Annotated in this window: 12 protein-coding genes and 3 tRNA genes; 6 read left to right on the forward strand and 9 right to left on the reverse strand. The window is 38.7% G+C overall.

Features of this window, described 5'->3' with window-relative positions:
- Positions 1 to 80 precede the first annotated feature (80 nt).
- The 3 genes from nudC to dnaQ form a co-directional block, all read right to left on the reverse strand.
- Complete coding sequence (gene nudC, locus KPC_RS02855) at positions 81 to 833, reverse strand: NAD(+) diphosphatase (protein ID WP_121972922.1); 753 nt, start codon at positions 831 to 833, stop codon at positions 81 to 83.
- A complete protein-coding gene (locus KPC_RS02860) occupies positions 834 to 2477 on the reverse strand; it encodes a chemotaxis protein (RefSeq protein WP_121972923.1) in 1644 nt (547 codons plus the stop codon).
- A gap of 193 nt (positions 2478 to 2670) precedes the next feature.
- A complete protein-coding gene (gene dnaQ / locus KPC_RS02865) occupies positions 2671 to 4050 on the reverse strand; it encodes a DNA polymerase III subunit epsilon (RefSeq protein ID WP_121972924.1) in 1380 nt (459 codons plus the stop codon).
- A 213-nt stretch (positions 4051 to 4263) separates the two neighbouring features.
- Here dnaQ and KPC_RS02870 point away from each other — a divergent pair, with 213 nt between their 5' ends.
- From KPC_RS02870 to KPC_RS02895, 6 genes are all read left to right on the forward strand, one after another.
- On the forward strand, positions 4264 to 7524 hold the full coding sequence (locus tag KPC_RS02870) for a LysM peptidoglycan-binding domain-containing protein (RefSeq protein WP_121972925.1): 3261 nt from the start codon (positions 4264 to 4266) through the stop codon (positions 7522 to 7524).
- A gap of 39 nt (positions 7525 to 7563) precedes the next feature.
- Positions 7564 to 9408, forward strand: a complete 1845-nt coding sequence (locus KPC_RS02875) for an extracellular solute-binding protein (protein WP_121972926.1) — start codon at positions 7564 to 7566, stop codon at positions 9406 to 9408.
- A gap of 79 nt (positions 9409 to 9487) precedes the next feature.
- Positions 9488 to 10561: a microcin C ABC transporter permease YejB gene (locus KPC_RS02880; protein WP_121972927.1), complete on the forward strand. Its 1074-nt coding sequence runs from the start codon at positions 9488 to 9490 to the stop codon at positions 10559 to 10561.
- Positions 10562 to 10563: 2 nt separating this feature from the next.
- A complete protein-coding gene (locus KPC_RS02885) occupies positions 10564 to 11577 on the forward strand; it encodes an ABC transporter permease (RefSeq protein WP_121972928.1) in 1014 nt (337 codons plus the stop codon).
- Complete coding sequence (locus tag KPC_RS02890) at positions 11552 to 13144, forward strand: ABC transporter ATP-binding protein (protein WP_121972929.1); 1593 nt, start codon at positions 11552 to 11554, stop codon at positions 13142 to 13144. The genes KPC_RS02885 and KPC_RS02890 overlap by 26 nt, the downstream gene beginning before the upstream one ends.
- Before the next feature lie 101 nt (positions 13145 to 13245).
- Positions 13246 to 14490: an NADH:flavin oxidoreductase/NADH oxidase family protein gene (locus tag KPC_RS02895; protein WP_121972930.1), complete on the forward strand. Its 1245-nt coding sequence runs from the start codon at positions 13246 to 13248 to the stop codon at positions 14488 to 14490.
- A gap of 14 nt (positions 14491 to 14504) precedes the next feature.
- Here KPC_RS02895 and KPC_RS02900 read toward each other — a convergent pair whose 3' ends face one another.
- The 6 genes from KPC_RS02900 to KPC_RS02925 form a co-directional block, all read right to left on the reverse strand.
- On the reverse strand, positions 14505 to 15212 hold the full coding sequence (locus KPC_RS02900) for a glutathione S-transferase (protein ID WP_121972931.1): 708 nt from the start codon (positions 15210 to 15212) through the stop codon (positions 14505 to 14507).
- A 143-nt stretch (positions 15213 to 15355) separates the two neighbouring features.
- Positions 15356 to 15431: transfer RNA gene (locus tag KPC_RS02905), tRNA-Glu, on the reverse strand.
- Positions 15432 to 15463: 32 nt separating this feature from the next.
- A tRNA-Glu gene (locus KPC_RS02910) sits at positions 15464 to 15539 on the reverse strand.
- A gap of 113 nt (positions 15540 to 15652) precedes the next feature.
- Positions 15653 to 16576 (reverse strand): hypothetical protein, encoded by a 924-nt coding sequence (locus KPC_RS02915; RefSeq protein ID WP_121972932.1) that lies wholly within the window; start codon positions 16574 to 16576, stop codon positions 15653 to 15655.
- A gap of 125 nt (positions 16577 to 16701) precedes the next feature.
- Positions 16702 to 18120, reverse strand: coding sequence for an amino acid permease (locus KPC_RS02920; protein WP_121972933.1), 1419 nt, complete (start codon positions 18118 to 18120; stop codon positions 16702 to 16704).
- Between the two features lie 99 nt (positions 18121 to 18219).
- Positions 18220 to 18295: transfer RNA gene (locus tag KPC_RS02925), tRNA-Glu, on the reverse strand.
- Positions 18296 to 18364 lie beyond the last annotated feature (69 nt).

Consider the following 18364-nt stretch of genomic DNA (forward strand, 5'->3'; position numbering starts at 1 on the left):
ATTATTAACTTTAGGGAAATAGATGCTGACTAGCATTAGAAATGCTGTCATTTCCAATGCTCTCAATAAAAAGATGCCTGTCAAGGCATCTTTTTATTATGTATCACATGTTCAATCATGGCATGTGCGATACTTCCTGCAAAAGGTGTTTCAGGTAGCTGATCAAATTTGAAAAATTGAGCATCACTAATTTCTTCTTCTTGTAGTTTGATTTCACCAGATTCATATTCAGCTTTAAATGCAAGCATCAAATTACTTGGAAATGGCCAGGGCTGACTTGAAAGATATTGTATATTTTTAACGTTAATTCCAACTTCTTCTAGCGTTTCACGTGCTACAGCTTCTTCCAGTGTTTCACCGACCTCTACAAACCCAGCAATAAGACCATACATATTGCCTTTATTGCGGGCATTTTTTGCCAATAGAATTTCATCCGTGCCTTTAGTAATCACCGTAATGACACAGGGTTGCACTCTAGGATACTGTCGATAGCCACAAGCAGGGCAGACCATTGCATATTCAGTTGAATGAACTTCTGTTTCATGACCACAATGGCTACAAAATTTATGATTTCGTCTCCACTCAAGAAGCTGAACAGCACGACTAGCTTGTTCAAACTGAGCTCTTGTCCATTGGGCAATAAGCTGACGTATTGGTATTAGCTGATAACCCTCTGGTATAGCTTCATCATCGAGTAAATCCCGTGCAATAACTTGATCACCTGAACTGAAAATGAGATCACTTGCCAATTTTTCGACCTTGGGAAGTTGAAAATTATCATCAACAAGAAGCTTATGATTATAAAAAATATAGGCAAGTGATAAATTTGACATTTAATGAATGGCTTTTAGTTTCTGGCTACTCACTAATGCTACATCAATCATTGCCGTTAATACAGGTTGTTTATTGAGTAAATTGTCAACAAGCATATCTGCACTTGCCAGAATATCGAGTAGATTTTCGATATGGTTTGAACTTAGGTCGGTATTTTTTTGTAAGTAACGATTTAAAAATTTGCTCGCTTCTGAGAATGCGCGATGCAGATCGGGAACATTCATAAATAGTACAGCACCAGCGATCTCGTCAAGTTGAGTCGGTACTTGTATCAGGAGACTGTTTTGTTGAGTATCAAGAAAGTCGACCAGTTGTTTTTCTGTAATATCAATGAGCTGCTTGGTTTCTTTGAATAATACTGAATATGCTTCATCGAGTTGGTCTAGAGAGATATTTGCATTATTAATTTTTATTTTTAAACGATTTGAGGTGTACTGACGTTCGAGGATCGCTGCGGCATTGATGGCTTTAGACATACTATGAATAAGCTGAGGTGTAAAACTTTCATTTTCAATCAAGTTCTGTTTAGAAAAAAGTTCGGACTTTTGCGCAAGATCAGCGGCAATATGTTCAGTATTTAATACACTGTAAACATTGGCAACATTTAGGAGTGAGGCCTTTAGCTCTTCAATTTTTTCTTCTTTCAGGTTTTGAAAATTAAATTCTAAATCACGTGAGATCAAATTCAGTTCTTGAGTTATTAATTCACAAATATCATGAATAGTCTGATGATCTGGTCCATAAAGTTGCTTTGCGAGTTGTTCAAGCTGTAAGTCGGTTAGGTTTTCTTCTCCAATATTTAGTTTTTCACGAAGTATGCGTGCTTGTTTGCTTTCCTGACCAATACATAAGCTGATCACATTTGCGATGGTTGAACGTTCAGGTATAAATTCTTCTGGAGATGTTAAAAAATGTGCAATTTGGCTTTCAATTTCGATCAGCGTTCTGAGTCTAGGCTGGTTTAATATACTATTTTCAAATTGTTCGAATGCGATATAGATTAGATGCCAGTAGAGATGACTCGGAGTGTTTTGTGAGAGACTGAATAGATATTGGCTGATACGCTTAAGTGCGGTGATCTCTAATTCGGTTTCATTTTGATTTAGAATATGATTTAGGCAAACTTTATAAAGTTTATGTAAATATTCAGTTTTTTCTAAAGGATCAATTTGTGGTTCTTTTAAGTCGGTAATAGGGGTATCAAGATACTTTTCTAAATGTTTACCTTCAGTTGTTATCGGCTTGTCTAATGCAAGTTCAAGTTGGTTTAGAGTGTCTAATAAAAAATGGGGAATCGAAACTTCTCTTAAACAAATGAACTCAATATAGCGTTTGAGCATGGTAGTGCCTTCGGTTAAGGCAATGGCTTTTTCTGGAGATGTATTCTCAGGATTCTGCATTATTTTACGTATTAATTCAGCAGAATATTCTGTGATCAGGGCAAGTGTAGGGATATTAATCAGTTTTAATACATCTGCACATTGTTCTATCTGATTTAAAGCATCATCGATTCCGAAAGGCAATGTTTGATCTTCTACAAGGCTTCCTACAGCAGATTCAACCAGTTGAATTGAATTATCAACTTCATTTTTAATCATTAATAAATGTGTAGGATCAAAATGAATAGATGTTTGGTAAGACATAAATCTGCACCATCCCCAATGTATAAAATAAATCTTAAATTTTTTGTAACTTCTTTATGAAGTATCAGAGCCTATTCAGTCTAAATCACGAGTCTGCAAGCCGAGTTTCAAGTCGATAAGCTCTGATCTTATGAGAATTACTATAACTGAACTTGGGGTAAAGTGCAGATTAAATCTTCATTTTTATAAAATTTTATTTGGCAAAAAGGCAAGGTTCCCCATGCTTTTCCTGATATTGCTTGACCCAGTTCTCATGAGCTTCCAATTCTTCAGCACTTGGAAATATGACAGGGAGATCAATCTGAATTTCTTGTCTGATTGTTTGACCAGCAGACTCTCCATCTTGCTGTGAAAATGAATCCATATCAAATGAAACCTGACCACCTGTCATGGCTAGGTATACGTCTGAAAGAATCTCGGCATCGAGTAATGCACCATGGAAGGTACGATCACGCTGTACGATTTCATAGCGTTTGGATAAAGCATCCAATGAGTTCTTTTGTCCTGGATGTTTGCTTTTGGCTAAAGCTAAGGTATCGGTTACTTCGCAAACTTCTGAAAGTGCAGGGAAACCAGCACGTTTGAATTCCATATCCAAGAAGTTCATATCGAAGGTTGCATTATGAGCAATGATTTCTGCACCTTTTAGATAGTCAAAAAGTACTGCTGCAATCTCTTCATATTTTGGTTTGTCTTTTAAGAACTCATCGCTAATACCATGCACATTTTCAGAGTCACCGACTTCTTTTTCTGGATTGATGTAAATGTGGATTGAGCTACCTGTCAATTTCCGATTGATCATTTCAATCGCACCAACCTCGATGATACGATCACCATCCTGATAATAAAATCCTGTGGTTTCAGTATCCAGGATGAGCTGACGAGGACCAAAAGCTTCAATCGTAGCAGGAGTGATGACAATCTGTGGGTGACTGTTTTCAGACATTGATACAGTGTCTGACGGTGATTTTTCTATTTCAAAATTATCTTGCTGGATATCAGTCTCGTCAAATTGTTCAGTATCTTCATTTTGCATATTATCTGTCATATCAAATCCAAAAGGGTCATCTAATAACCAGTCTTTTTCATCTTTTTTTTTATCGCTTTTGATTTGGGTATTTGATGGTTCAAACTCAGCATTTTTAATTTTCTCTAAAGTCTGGTCAGCACCAAGATTTGCCAGTTGATCTGCCATTTCATTGCCTGCATGACCTGCATGACCTTTAATCCAGTTCCATTCAATTTCCCGATTCTCGCAAACTGCATCCAGCTTTTGCCACAGGTCAGGATTTTTAACATCTTTCCAGTTTTTCTTTTTCCAACCATCAATCCACTCGGTAATACCGCGTTTTACATAGTTAGAATCCGTCCAGATAATCAGTTTTGCATCCATTGGACAAAACATGATTCCTTCGATCGCAGCGGTCAGCTCCATGCGATTGTTGGTTGTCTCTGGCTCTCCACCATAGAGTTTATGCTCACCCTCCGGCATTTGTATGTATGCCCCCCATCCACCTAAGCCTGGATTGCCACGGCAAGCTCCATCAACATATAGTGTGATCGTTTGAGACATAAACAAAACCTAATTCAATAATGGGTTGAAGAAAACATGAAGAACTCTTATTGTATACGCAAATCTGACATTTCAGTGTGCGATCCTGAATTTTTTTAATGTCTTGTAACATTTGTCTTCAAATCGCTTAAATTTAGCCTTGTATCAGCGTCAAGCTCAACTAAAATGGCTTATCTATAAAATAAATTGACTACGCGTTGTTCGGAATTTTGTATGTATAAACCAACCACAGCAGTGTGGCAGTCTTCTGCGGCATCTTTATTTAAAATTACAGTTTTGGCTTCAGCTTTAGCTACTATTGGGCTTACAACAGGTTGTTCTTCTACACAGACAACTAAACCAGTCAAATCGACAAGTTCGGGCTTGCTGGATGCGAGTAGTTTAGATTCGATGGAAGATTTGCTCTCAGCAACAGATATGCGTGCTGTGGAAGGTGACCGGTTACTCATCCTGAAACATGGTGATGTGTGGAAGCGTATGACTGTCGGTTTTAAAATGGATGAAACCCATTGGGATCCGCGTATTGAAGCCCAGCGTAGTTGGTTTGTTTCACGGCAGCCATTTTTGGATCGTTTAAGTGCCAGGGCTTCCCGCTATCTTTACCATACTGTCAAAGAAGCTGAACGACGTGGTCTACCAACCGAGTTGGCACTATTACCGATTATTGAAAGTTCATATGACCCTGCGGCAACCAGTAGTGCAGCGGCAGCAGGATTATGGCAATTTATTCCAAGTACAGGACGTATTTATGGTTTAAGACAAACTGGCATGTACGACGGACGCCGTGATGTGGTTGAATCAACCCGTGCGGCATATGAATTTTTAGGTAGTTTATATAATCAGTTCGGTTCATGGGAATTGGCTTTGGCTGCCTATAATGCGGGACCAGGTCGTATTCAACAGGCGATTAACCGAAATCAGGCTGCAGGATTACCTACAGATTATTGGTCGTTGAAACTTCCTCAGGAAACCATGAACTATGTTCCTCGTTTCATTGCAGTTGCCCAAATTATTAAATCCCCACAAAAATACGGGGTAAGCCTTCCTCCAATTGCTAACCGGCCTCACTTTAGAGAAGTACAGGTACAGGGTGGAGTCAGTCTTAATCAAATTTCAGCTGTAACAGGACTCAGTCGTCCTGAGCTTTATGCGCTGAATCCTGGGCACAGAGGTGAAGTTGTTGATCCATCAAGCCCTATGCGTATTCTGATTCCTGCAGATATCAGTCCAAGTGTGGATGCTAAACTACGTGCACTGAAACCTGGTTCAGGTGGTTTATGGGCGGGTAATACAACTCCAGCAGCACCTACGTATACTCCACCACCTGCTTATCAACCTGCAACGAGTGTAACAACAACTGTAAACAAGACTGGATCTTCAGTAGGTCTTGCTCAGACATTAAATACACCAAGAGCTGGAACAACAACTGTTCGATCATCTACTGCTGGGGCAACATCCAGAAAACCTACACCGAATAGTGCTGATGGTTTAGCAGCCTTTGCAGCCAGTGCAGATGTTCCTAGCGCACCTCGTATACCCGTTGCTGTAACCCAGACAGCAAATGTTAAACCTGTCAATGTAGAGCCACCTATTTCGAATAAAGAAAAACAGGATATTCTGGCTACTGTAAAAGCAGAAGGTGAAAAAGAAACTCTAGCACAAGCATTGGAACCAAAAGCGACCAAGGCTGAAACAGAACAGGTGGTTCAGGAAATCAGGGCAATTGCACCGAAAGGAACTGAAATTGTTGATCCTTACGATGGTAAAATCAAGTTAACGGCGATCCAGACCAGTCAATCTGTTGCTGAGCAGCAAGGCAAAGAGAATACGGTTGGATTTTCATATCCTAAAGGCTTGGCAGATAGTGCCAATGTAGATGCAGATATAGCAAAAAGGAATGAGGACAAAACTTTTGTCAAAACAGATACAGATATTGTCGTTGCACCACCTAAAGGTAAACGTAGTACATATACGGTGATACCTGGAGATACCTTAGCAATTATTGCTGCTAAAAATGGTGTGAACTGGCGTGATGTTGCAAAGTGGAACCAGATTGATCCAAATGGAACCTTATTGTCTGGTACAACATTATATCTATATGATGCGAAACCACAGGTAGACGGTACTACTACAGCAAAAGCTGATGTTAAGCCTACAACTTATGTTGTTAAACCGAATGATAGTTTGACTAGTGTAGCTAATGCTTTTGATCTCTCTGTCCAGCAGCTGGCGAATTATAATAATTTAAATGCTACGAGCAATCTGTATGTTGGTCAAAAACTGTCTTTAAAAGAGAACCCTACAAGTAAACCGGTGCTTAATAATGCTGTGACTGCAAAAGCAGATGATAAAGCGAGCAGTAAAATCAGGACTAAGGTTTATGTGGTAAAACGTGGTGAATATTTAAAGTTGATTGCTGATCGTTATGCACTTTCAAATCAGGAGCTAGCAGACCTCACTCCTGGTTTAAATGCGGGAAGCAATTTATTCGCAGGACAAAAGATCCATGTTCCATTGAATACTGTCAACGATGATGTTGATAAGTCAGATACGAGAATAGTGAGTAAAACTGCTGAAAAGTTGAAAGCTGAGAACTCCGTGAAAACTGAAAATTATCGTGTTCAACGTGGCGATACACTATCGAGTATTGCTGCCGATAACAAGATCAGTTTAGCTGATTTGGCTGAGTTAAATAATTTTTCTGGAAATAAATCTTTAATGGCAGGGCAAACTATTAAAGTTCCTGCTACAGAGAAAGTACCTGATACTTATGTGGTTCAGTCTGGAGATAGTCTTATAGCAGTCGCCAATAAATATAATCTACCTGTTGCCAAGTTGGCAGATTTGAATGGCTTAAATACGACATCAGGACTATTTGTTGGGCAAAAAATAAAATTGACTGGTGAGGTTTCACAAAATCAGTCAAAAGCCAGAACTAGCTCTGTTAAGTCCCAAGCAGAAGAGCCTGATATTCATATTGTCAAATCAGGTGAAACTCTGGCAAGTATTGCCAAAAAATATCACTTACAGTTATCTTTTTTAAGTGAGTTAAATGGTCTATCCCGAAATGCATCTGTACGCGCTGGTCAAAAATTAAAAATTGAAGGTGATTTGCCAGCTAAATCCTCATCCAGAGAGGAAGTTAAAGCCTCAGCAAAAGTACCCAAATCAACTAAAAATACTGAAAAATATGCTGTGAAAGCAGGAGAGTCTCTACATTCGATTGCAGGGCGTGTAGGTTTGTCGGTAAGTGATCTGGCTGAGTTAAATAACTTGAACCCTAAGACAAACCTGTTGCGTGGTCAAACTATTTTAGTACCTAAGACACAGACAGATTATACGGTGAAAAGTGGTGACTCTCTGATTCGTTTGGCAAATAGATTTGGTGTCGACAGTTCAGCACTTGCCGAGATGAATGACCTGAAACCAAATTCACCACTTCGAATTGGTACGATTATAAAAGTGCCAAACTGATTTGAATGTGACTCTAAAGAACTAAGGAATGCAGGGAATATGCAACTGAGATTTGCTCAGGTAAAGTCAATTGGCTTTGCCTTTGGGGCGAGTATTTTGAGTATAAATGTATGGGCTGCAGTACAGACTACAGCATACATTGCCATTCATACTTCTCCAAAGTATGTCAATGTTAAAGCCATGCCATATGCTAACCCGAATGCTCCTAAAGGCGGTTATATAAGCAATTCAAGTAATGGAACCTTTGATAATTTAAACAGTATGAATGGTAAAGGACGTTACGCTGAAGGGGTTAATTATCTGTTTGATACACTCATGGATAGTTCTCTGGATGAACCGAATGTGATGTATCCTTTACTTGCTGAGAAGGTAACTTTCGATCCAGAACATACAAAATATATTATTTTCCATATAAATCCTAAAGCGCGTTTTAGCGACGGAACACCTGTCACGGCGGAAGACGTAAAATTCAGCTTTGATACTTTTCAGACCAAAGCAAATCTGGGTTTGCAGATGTATTTATCTGACTTGGAGAAAACAGAAGTTTTATCGAAATATGATGTCAAAATGACATTTAAGTCAGATAACAATACTGAAATGCCATTAATTTTGGCCCAGATGGCGATTTACTCAAAAGCCGACTGGAAAAAACGCGATTTTACCAAAGTTACCATGCAGCCGATTTTAGGTTCAGGCCCTTATCTGATTGAACGGATTGATGCTGGTCGAAGCATGACTTATAAACGTAATCCAAACTATTGGGCAAAAGATCTGCCAATCAATCGGGGGCGTTATAATTTCGATCGTTTGAAGTATGTGTATTATCGCAGTATGGAAGTTGCATTTGAGGGATTTAAAACAGGGCAATACACCTTACAAGAAGAGTTTTCTGCGCGTACTTGGGTCACAGGATATAATTTCCCTGCTGTACAGGCTGGAATGATCAAAAAAGAAAAGTTTAGATTAGAACGTCCAAATGATTTGCAAAGTTTTGTTTTTAATACACGCCGCGTCCCATTTAATGACATCCATTTTCGTCAAGCTTTAACATATGCTTATGATTTTGAATGGCAAAATAAAGCCTATTTTTATGATCAATATCAACGTTTACAAAGTTATTTTGATGGGAGTGAACTGGCTGCAAAAGGGCAACCGAGTCCTCAAGAGCTTGAAGTTTTAAAACCATATCTATCAAAACTATCACCTTTACAGCGTCAAGGGGTTTTGAAAGACTGGAAGTATCCTGCATCGGATGGCGCAGGGTTTAACCGTAATCATCTCATTACAGCACATAAAATTTTACTGAATGCAGGTTACCGTTATAAAAATGGGCTCTTACTCGATAAACAAGCTAAGCCGATTAAACTTGAATTCATGATTCATCAGGATAATTTACAACGTACGCTGATGCCTTATGTACGTAATCTAAAAAAACTCGGTATTCAAGTTTCCATCCGTGTTGTAGATGTTCCTCAGTATCTTGAAAGAACCAGAAAAAATGATTTTGATATGATCACACTACGACTTCCAATGAGCATCAGCCCAGGAAATGAACAGGCACAATTATGGAGTAGTAAGGCGGCTGATGAAGTTGGGAACTATAATTTCGCAGGGATTAAAAACCCTGTTATAGATCAGATTGTCAAAAATATTATTCATGCTCCAAGCCGTGAACAGGTTGTTATTAATTCTCGAGTTCTAGACCGCTTACTGCGTGCAGGCTTTTATCAAATTCCAACTTATGGTAAGGATAGTACTTGGTTTGCTTATTGGAATATGTATAAACAACCAAAAGTAAAACCGAAGCTCAGTACTGGTCTCGATTATTGGTGGTCAGATCCAGCTCAGGCACAAAAAGTCGCGACTTATTTGCGTAAACAATAGTCATTTTTGATATCAATCTTTTTAGAAAAAGATTGATATCAAATCAACTAAAAGTGAAGTCACAAGGAACCTTGTTTCGATGGGCACATATATACTAAAAAGACTTCTTTTGATTATTCCAACATTGTTTTTGATTTTGTTAATAAACTTTGTTGTGGTTCAGATTGCCCCAGGCGGTCCTGTCGAACAGGCAATTCAGCAAGCTGAAAGTTTTCAAGGTGTAGGAGGCGTATCTGGTGGAGGGGAAACAGGTAGATCATCAGCTACTGCAACTTATCAAGGTGCTCGCGGTTTAAGTGATGACATGGTTGAAAAAATCAAGCAGCAATATGGTTTCGACAAACCTGCGTATGAACGATTCTGGATCATGTTGAAAGGTTATTTGCATTTTGATTTTGGCACAAGTTTTTTTAAAGACAAGCCTGTGACCCAGCTTCTTTGGGAAAAAATGCCAGTTTCATTGTCCTTGGGGCTCTGGAGTACTTTACTGATTTATCTGGTATCTATTCCTTTAGGCATTAAAAAAGCTAAAAATCATGGGCAATTTATTGATAAATCTACATCGTTGTTACTTGCTGTAGGATATGCCGTTCCTGCTTTTGTTTTCGCTATTTTGTTAATTGTATTTTTTGCTGGTGGGTCATATTTTCAATGGTTTCCACTTCAAGGGCTGGTATCAGATAACTTTGATCAGTTGAGCTGGTTTGGCAAGATTAAAGATTATTTTTGGCATATGACATTACCTTTGATTACGATGGTATTGGGCGGTTTTGCAGGATTGACTTATTTAACCAAGTATTCGTTTATGGAAGAGTTGAGTAAACAATATGTACTTGCAGCTCGTGCGAAAGGTTTGTCTGAAAATAAGGTGCTTTACGGGCACGTGTTCAGAAATGCCATGCTGATCGTGATAGCGGGACTACCAGAGGCATTGATCGGAATATTCTTTGTAGGTAACTTGTTTATTGAAATTATTTTTAATCTGGATGGTCTAGGGCTTTTAGGATTTGAAGCGATTCAGCAGCGTGATTATCCTGTGATTTTTGGTACCTTGTTTTTATTTACATTACTTGGGCTTATTTTACGTTTGGTGAGTGATGTCTTGTATCAAATCATTGATCCTCGTATCAACTTTGAATCAAGGGGGATGTAAGTATGTCACCGTTGATGCAAGCACGTGTGCGACGTTTTAAAAATAACAGGCTGGGTCTGGGCTGCTTTATTGTTTTTATCATTATTTTTATCTTGTGTTTAAGTTCAGAGTTTATTGCAAATGATAAACCACTGCTGGTGAAATACGATAACGACTATTATATTCCTGTATTTAAAAACTATCCTGAAACAACTTTCGGGGGAGTTTTTGAAACTGAAGCAGATTATAAAGATCCAGCTGTGCAACATTTGATTGAAGAAAAAGGATGGGCAATTTGGCCAGTGATTCCTTTTTCTTATCAGACTCCGAATTTTGCTCTAGCCAAACCGGTACCATCTCCTCCATCTGCGCAGAACTGGCTAGGCACAGATGATCAGGGACGGGATGTACTCGCACGAATTCTGTATGGCTTACGTGTATCTCTATTATTTGGTTTGGCTTTGACACTGTTTGCATCACTCATTGGTGTGATTGTTGGAGCAATACAAGGCTATTATGGTGGGTGGATTGACTTGCTTGGGCAGCGTATCTTGGAGGTATGGGGTGGTTTGCCGACACTGTTTATGGTCATGATTCTAGTGAGTATGTTTACACCAAGTGTGTACTGGCTGTTTGTGATTATGCTGATTTTTGGCTGGCCCGCATTGGTAGGCTTGGTACGGGCAGAGTTTTTAAGAGCGAGAAATCTTGATTATGTGCGTGCAGCACGTGCATTGGGTGTAGGGGATGCAAAGATTATTTTCAGGCATATCCTGCCGAATGCCATGAGTTCAAGCTTGTCTCAGTTACCGTTCATGTTGACTGCAAATATTACAGCACTTACTGCACTCGATTTTCTCGGGTATGGGTTGCCACCAGATGCGGCCTCAATCGGGGAATTATTGCTACAAGGTAAGAATAATTTAAATGCTCCCTGGCTTGCGTTATCGGGCTTTTTCACTTTAGCACTGGTTTTATCTTTATTGATTTATATTGGGGAGGCGACTCGTGATGCATTCGATCCAAGACGTCAATAAAAAGTCAGAAAATATTTTATCAATACAGCATTTAAAGATAGAAAGCCAGTCGCAAGTCTTGGTTGAAGATTTGAATTTAGATCTGAAAATGGGTGAATCTATAGCGATCGTTGGTGAAAGTGGCTCTGGAAAATCAATTAGCAGTCTGGCAATATTAGGGTTGTTACCTGAAAATCTAAAAGCTTCAGGGAAAATCCTGTTCGAAGATAAAAATTTATTGCAACAATCCGAAGATCAGCTACGGCAGATTCGTGGTAAACGAATAGCCATGATTTTTCAGGAACCGATGACGGCACTGAATCCATTACATCGTGTTGAAAAGATTGTTGGCGAAACGTTATTACTACAGGGAATGCCTAAAGATAAAGTCAGAAAACGTGTCATCAGCTTATTGAGTGATGTTGGCATTCCTGATCCAGAAGACAAACTTAAACGCTATCCTCATGAGCTTTCAGGTGGGCAGAGACAGAGGGTCATGATTGCATCTGCTCTGGCACTTGATCCGGATATTATTATTGCTGATGAACCAACAACAGCACTGGATGTGACCTTGCAGGCTCAGGTACTTAATCTGTTACAGCTACTCATAAAAAATGACCAGATGTCGATGATTTTGATTAGTCATGATTTAAATCTGGTCAAGCGTTATGCAGACCAGGTCATAGTGATGAATAAAGGGATAGTCGCAGAACAGGGGAAAGTGAATGATATTTTTCAAAATCCTGAAGCTGAATATACCAGCCATTTACTGAATCATGACTTTGGGGAAAGTAATAAAATCCCTGAGCATGCTGAACGTGTCCTTGCACTAGATAAGGTTGCGGTGAGATTCCCGATAAAGGAAGGTCTGCTAAATCGGGTTAAAGATTATTTCGTCGCTGTTGAGCCTTTAGATCTTCGTCTGGATCAGGGAGAGTCAATTGGTATCGTGGGTGAAAGTGGTTCTGGAAAAACCTCACTGGCACTGGCAATTGCGCGCTTGATTCCTTCAGAGGGTGATATTTATATTTCTGGTCATAATCTGAATCGGCTTAATCAACGTAAACTCCGCCCATTAAGAAGTGATTTCCAGATTGTATTTCAGGATCCATTTAGCAGTCTAAATCCAAGAATGACTGTGGAAGAGATTATTGGAGAAGGTCTGGCATTAAAAAAGCTGAAAAAAGATCAAATTACAGCTCATATAGACCAGGCTTTAGAGAAAGTCGAATTACCCATTGAGTTCAAACATCGTTATCCCCATCAGTTATCAGGTGGACAAAGACAACGTATCGCTTTGGCCCGTGCTTTAGTTTTACATCCTAAACTGATTATTTTGGATGAGCCGACATCAGCACTTGATCGGACAACGCAGCGCGCAATTGTGAAATTATTACGTAATTTGCAGCAAGAATACCAAATTAGTTATCTGTTCATCAGTCATGATTTAAAAGTTGTGAAAGCACTTTGCCAGAAAGTCATGGTGCTACGTCATGCAAAACTGGTTGAATTTCAAGATACTCAAAGTCTGTTTGAGCACCCTGAAACCGAATATACCAGACAGTTAATATCCTCAAGTGAGTATTAAGCCTTTTGTAAAATTGACATAATCAATTGTCAATTTTACACTTGACGAATTTAATAATTTAATTAGAGTAAAAGCTCTAAAATAAAACAAGAGATCTTGCCATGAGCCATCTAGCAGAACCGATACAGATACGACAAACCCGGTTTAAAAATCGAATTATCAAAGGTGCAATGAGTGAGGCATTGGCGAATGATGCAGGGCAGCCAAATCATTTGCACTTCGGTTTATATGAGGCGTGGGCTAAAGGTGGTTTAGGTTGTGCAATCACGGGTAATGTCATGGTGGATGCACGAGCAAAAAATGAACCTGGTGTGGTGATTGTTGAAACGGAAAGGGATCTTGAAAAATTAAAACAGTGGGCTGGTATTGGTAAAAAATATGGGATGGTGCAACTGATTCAACTTTCCCACCCAGGTCGTCAATGTCCAAAAGGCTTAAATAAAGAAACTGTTGCTCCATCGGCAGTTCCATTTAGTCCATTACTTGCGACAACATTTGCAACACCTCGAGAACTGCATGAAGATGAAATTCTGGATATTATCCAGCGTTTTGCAGAGTCAGCACGTATTTGTGAAAAAGCTGGATTTGATGGTGTTCAGTTGCATGGAGCACATGGTTATCTGATTAGCCAATTCTTATCTCCCTTGACGAATAAACGTCAGGATCAGTGGGGAGGAAGTATAGAAAACCGTATGCGGTTTTTATTGGAAATCTATAAAGCAACTCGCCAAGCGACTTCAGAAAATTTCATCATTTCCGTTAAATTAAATTCTGCTGATTTCCAGCGTGGTGGAATTACAGAAGACGATGTGATTACTGTTTTTAAGGCTATTGATGATGCAGGTATTGATCTGATTGAAATTTCGGGCGGAACGTATGAAGCGCCAGTAATGGCGGGTGCAAAAGCAGATAAACGTAAAGCAAGCACAATCGCACGTGAGGCCTATTTTCTGGATTTTGCTGAGAAAATACGTCAGCAGGTGAAATGTAAGCTGATGGTGACAGGTGGTTTCCGTACTGTACAGGGAATGAATGCTGCTCTGGACAGTGGTGCATGTGACTTCATTGGAATCGCACGTCCGCTTGCTGTTGAAACTGATCTTACTGATCGGCTGATCGTTGGGCAAGATGTTCGTTATGCTGTTAAACCTATTAAAACTGGTATTCCGTTTGTAGATAAGATGGCGATTATGGAAATCATCTGGTATGCAGCCCAATTTAAAGCGATAGGTCAAGGTAAACGCCCGAATCCAAAGTTATCACCACTTAAAGTCTTTTTAAATTATGCGAAAAATAATGTAAAAGCGGTGATCAAAGGTCGAATAAATTCACGTAAAAGTGCCTAATTTCTGATTTAAAATTACCAGGATTTTTGCCAATAATTTTTAAAATCCAAATCAGTCCACTGTCCTTTTTCTAAAGCGGTTTGAAAGGCTGGTCTGTTTTGGATTCGATCCAGATATGATTGAATATGACTGTATTTACTAAGGTCTGGATTCGATTGATAACAGGCATATATTGGGAACCATATCAAAATATCAGCAATCGTAAATTTTGAGCCAGCCATCCATTGTTGCTGTTCTAAATATGCATTTATATTTTGCATATATTGTTCCAAAATTGGATTTAAATAGCCATGATCAAAACCATATTTAAAAAAAGTCGTGATAAAACGGACTGGAAGCGGTGTACGTTTTATGATTTGGGAAAATATTTGTTTCAATACCAAATTAGGCATTAATGTCGCTTCAGAAAAATTTTTCCAATAAAAATAGTGTACTTGTTCAGTGCTATTTAAATTTTTTATGCCTAAGTCTGGATACCTATAGGCAAATAAATCAGTGATTGCACTGGACTCAGTCAAGATGATTGGATCTGATTTTTGATCATCATCAATCACTAAAATAGGAACTTTTCCTAAGTTATGAACGTGTTTGATTTTATCTGATATTTCACCATTTTTTTGAGTATCACATATCACGAGTTGATAGTCTAAAAAAAGTTCTTCGAGTAACCAGATTATTCGTTGTGAACGAGAGTTTGCGAGATGGAATAATGTAAAGTTCATATTTTATTTAACTTAATTTATAAGATGATTTTAATAGAGTATTTAAATGGTTTCATACTTTTAAATATTTATTCTGATAGTGTGAAATAAAAAAACCTGAGTCATGATGCTCAGGTTTTTTTATGAGATTTACATCTCGAATATGGCGACCCTACGGGGATTCGAACCCCGGTTACCGCCGTGAAAGGGCGATGTCCTAGGCCTCTAGACGATAGGGTCAATAAGATTGAGGCTACACTCTGTAAGTTTAATGGCGACCCTACGGGGATTCGAACCCCGGTTACCGCCGTGAAAGGGCGATGTCCTAGGCCTCTAGACGATAGGGTCACTTAAGAGGTGGGCGTATATTAGGTTGAATATGAATGTGTGTCAAACCTTTTTAGTCAAGATAAAGAAGATTTATGATCAAATGTGTAAAAATAAAGCAATTTTAATATTTTTTAAACACGACAAGGAATAACAAGATTGGGATGGATGATTGGTTCCAATATATTTTTGATCACTGATGGATGTTGTAAATATCCGATAATTTCATGTGGTTTACTAATAAAGGTTGAAATAGGCTTATTGATAATAGCTGGATGAAAGTCAAAAGGTGCTGCAACAAGAGGAAATGTTGTTAGAAAATCATCATGTGAATAAAAATTATACCATTCACCCTTTAAGCTTTGAGGATGACGAATAGGTTGAATGAGTTTTGATTGAATAACACGAAAAGCCAGAGGAGACCCGAGAGTAATAAAGCGTTGAATACAGTATTTCGAATCAATTTGCTGCAGGAGATTATAGGCTATAACAGTTCCTAAAGAGTGCGATACGATAATATGCTGTTCGTCTTCTTCAAGGCTTTGTAACACACGCTGATGAACTTCCTGAATAAATACAGGATTTGCCAGATACATGTAAGTTTCAATCAAAAAACGATGAATCAGGCTCTCATGAAGTTTAGGGAAATTATTTAGAATCATGATAAATTCTTTTAATGCAATATCTTTTGCAAGCTGGGAGGCTAGATATAACCGCGTAGATAAATTGAGAGTTTGAGCCTGAGCAAAATGTGGTAAGAGAGGGATAATTGAAGCTTGTGCTTCATCTATTGTCATGGATTTACGGCCACGGATAGTAAAGGGTAGACGTAAGTTGAGTAATGATTTAGGTAGAAATGCGCCTAAATCAAAAGTATTCGTCATTTGATGCTTTTTAATTAAATCACCATAAAATGCAAGATCAATTTTTACTTTGTTCAAATCTGCTGATAAATGTGATTGTTTGATACCTTGATTGAAAATATTAATCCAGTGTTGTTTTAATGAGTTTGCATCGTAACTTTGTTGATTCATTCCATGGATAAAGATAATTTTCATCTAAAGTATGAGTAATTGTGTGATGGGAGTATTTTAATTTACCTATAATTGATAAGCAGTTCTAGCATCCAAATATAAAAAAAGTGTAGCTTTTTGCTACACTTTTAATAGACCGTAAAAGACGATTATTGATTTTTATTTTTATAGAAAAATGCATAACTGATATAGCATGCAGCAATAAAAATCAGGCAACCAAAGAATCCAGGTAGCATTTCTTTATCTGCTGCCATACTGATACATGTGATAAAACAAAAGATAAATCCGAGTATAGGAACGATCGGGAAAAGAGGAGAAGCGAACTGTAATTCTGCTTTACTGCGCCCCTGTTTATACCATTGGCGACGGAAATTGAATTGACTTAAACAAATACTCATCCAGACGATTACCATTGTAAATGCAGCAACACCAAGCAGGTTTTTGAAAATGGTTTCTGGTGCAAATTGCTCTGAAAGTAGCCCGGGAATTGCACCAAACATGGTGACAATCAGTGCAACAATAGGTGTGCCTGATTTACTTAATCTGGAAAAAACCTGTGGTAATTGTTTTTGTACTGATAATGACCACATCATGCGAGAAGCTGCATAAAGCCCAGAGTTTGCTGCTGAAAGTAATGCCGTAATAATCACAAAGCGCATGATATCTTCAGCATAGGGTATACCAATATAAGTGAATACCGTTACAAATGGGCTACTACTTACACCACTTGCGTCCAAACCTGCCATTTGGTGAGGTAACAATGCACTGATGACAATAATAGTACCAACAAAAAAGATAAGTAGGCGCCAAATTGCTGCATTAATAGCTTTAGGGACATTTTTTGCGGGATTTTCTGTTTCACCTGCTGCTACACCAATCAGTTCAGTACCAGAAAAGGCAAAGTTAACAATTAACATTGTAGTGAAAATTGGTACTAATCCTTGAGGAAACCAGCCTTGTGCAGTGAGATTATGGAAAAGAGGTGCAGATTGCATTCCATTGAAGGATAAGACCCCAAAAATAGCCAATAATCCAAGGATAATAAAACTGATAACGGTAATGACTTTAACAAGGGAAAGCCAAAATTCAGATTCGGCAAACAGTCGGGTTGAACTAACATTTAAGCCAAAAATTAATATGGCGAAAATAATTGTCCATAGCCAGACTGATACCTGAGGGAACCATTCCTGCATGAGCAGGGCAGCAGCTGTAAATTCTGTACCTAATGTTGCTGTCCACGTTAACCAGTATAGCCATGTGATCATATAGCCTGTGCCAGGGCCAATAAACTTATTGGCATAGAAACCAAAAGAACCTGATTCAGGAAATTGAACAGCCAGTTCGCCAAGGCAAAGCATAACCATATAGGCAATTAAACCACCTAGAATATAGGCTAGAATTGCCCCTATAGGACCAGTTTGTGCAATAACCTCACCTGAACCTAAAAAAAGTCCAGTACCAATTGCACCACCTAGCGAGAGCATCACTAGATGACGGGTACTCATCGCTCTTTTTAATGGACGGGAGTTACTTTGATGCAGCGCATCTGCTGGGTCTGATGAGTGCATAGCATTTTAAAGTTACAGAATAATGAAGCAGGCTATTGTAGTGAAAAAAAACAATAGTGCAAATTACTAAAGATAAAATGTTCGAGATGATCTGAATAATGGCGACCCTACGGGGATTCGAACCCCGGTTACCGCCGTGAAAGGGCGATGTCCTAGGCCTCTAGACGATAGGGTCGTTGTGAGGAGTCGCTATAATATGAATTATCCACATGATAGTCAAACTTGAATAAGTATTATTTATAAA

This window comes from Acinetobacter stercoris, from assembly GCF_900323515.1.
In the GTDB taxonomy this organism is placed as follows: domain Bacteria; phylum Pseudomonadota; class Gammaproteobacteria; order Pseudomonadales; family Moraxellaceae; genus Acinetobacter; species Acinetobacter stercoris.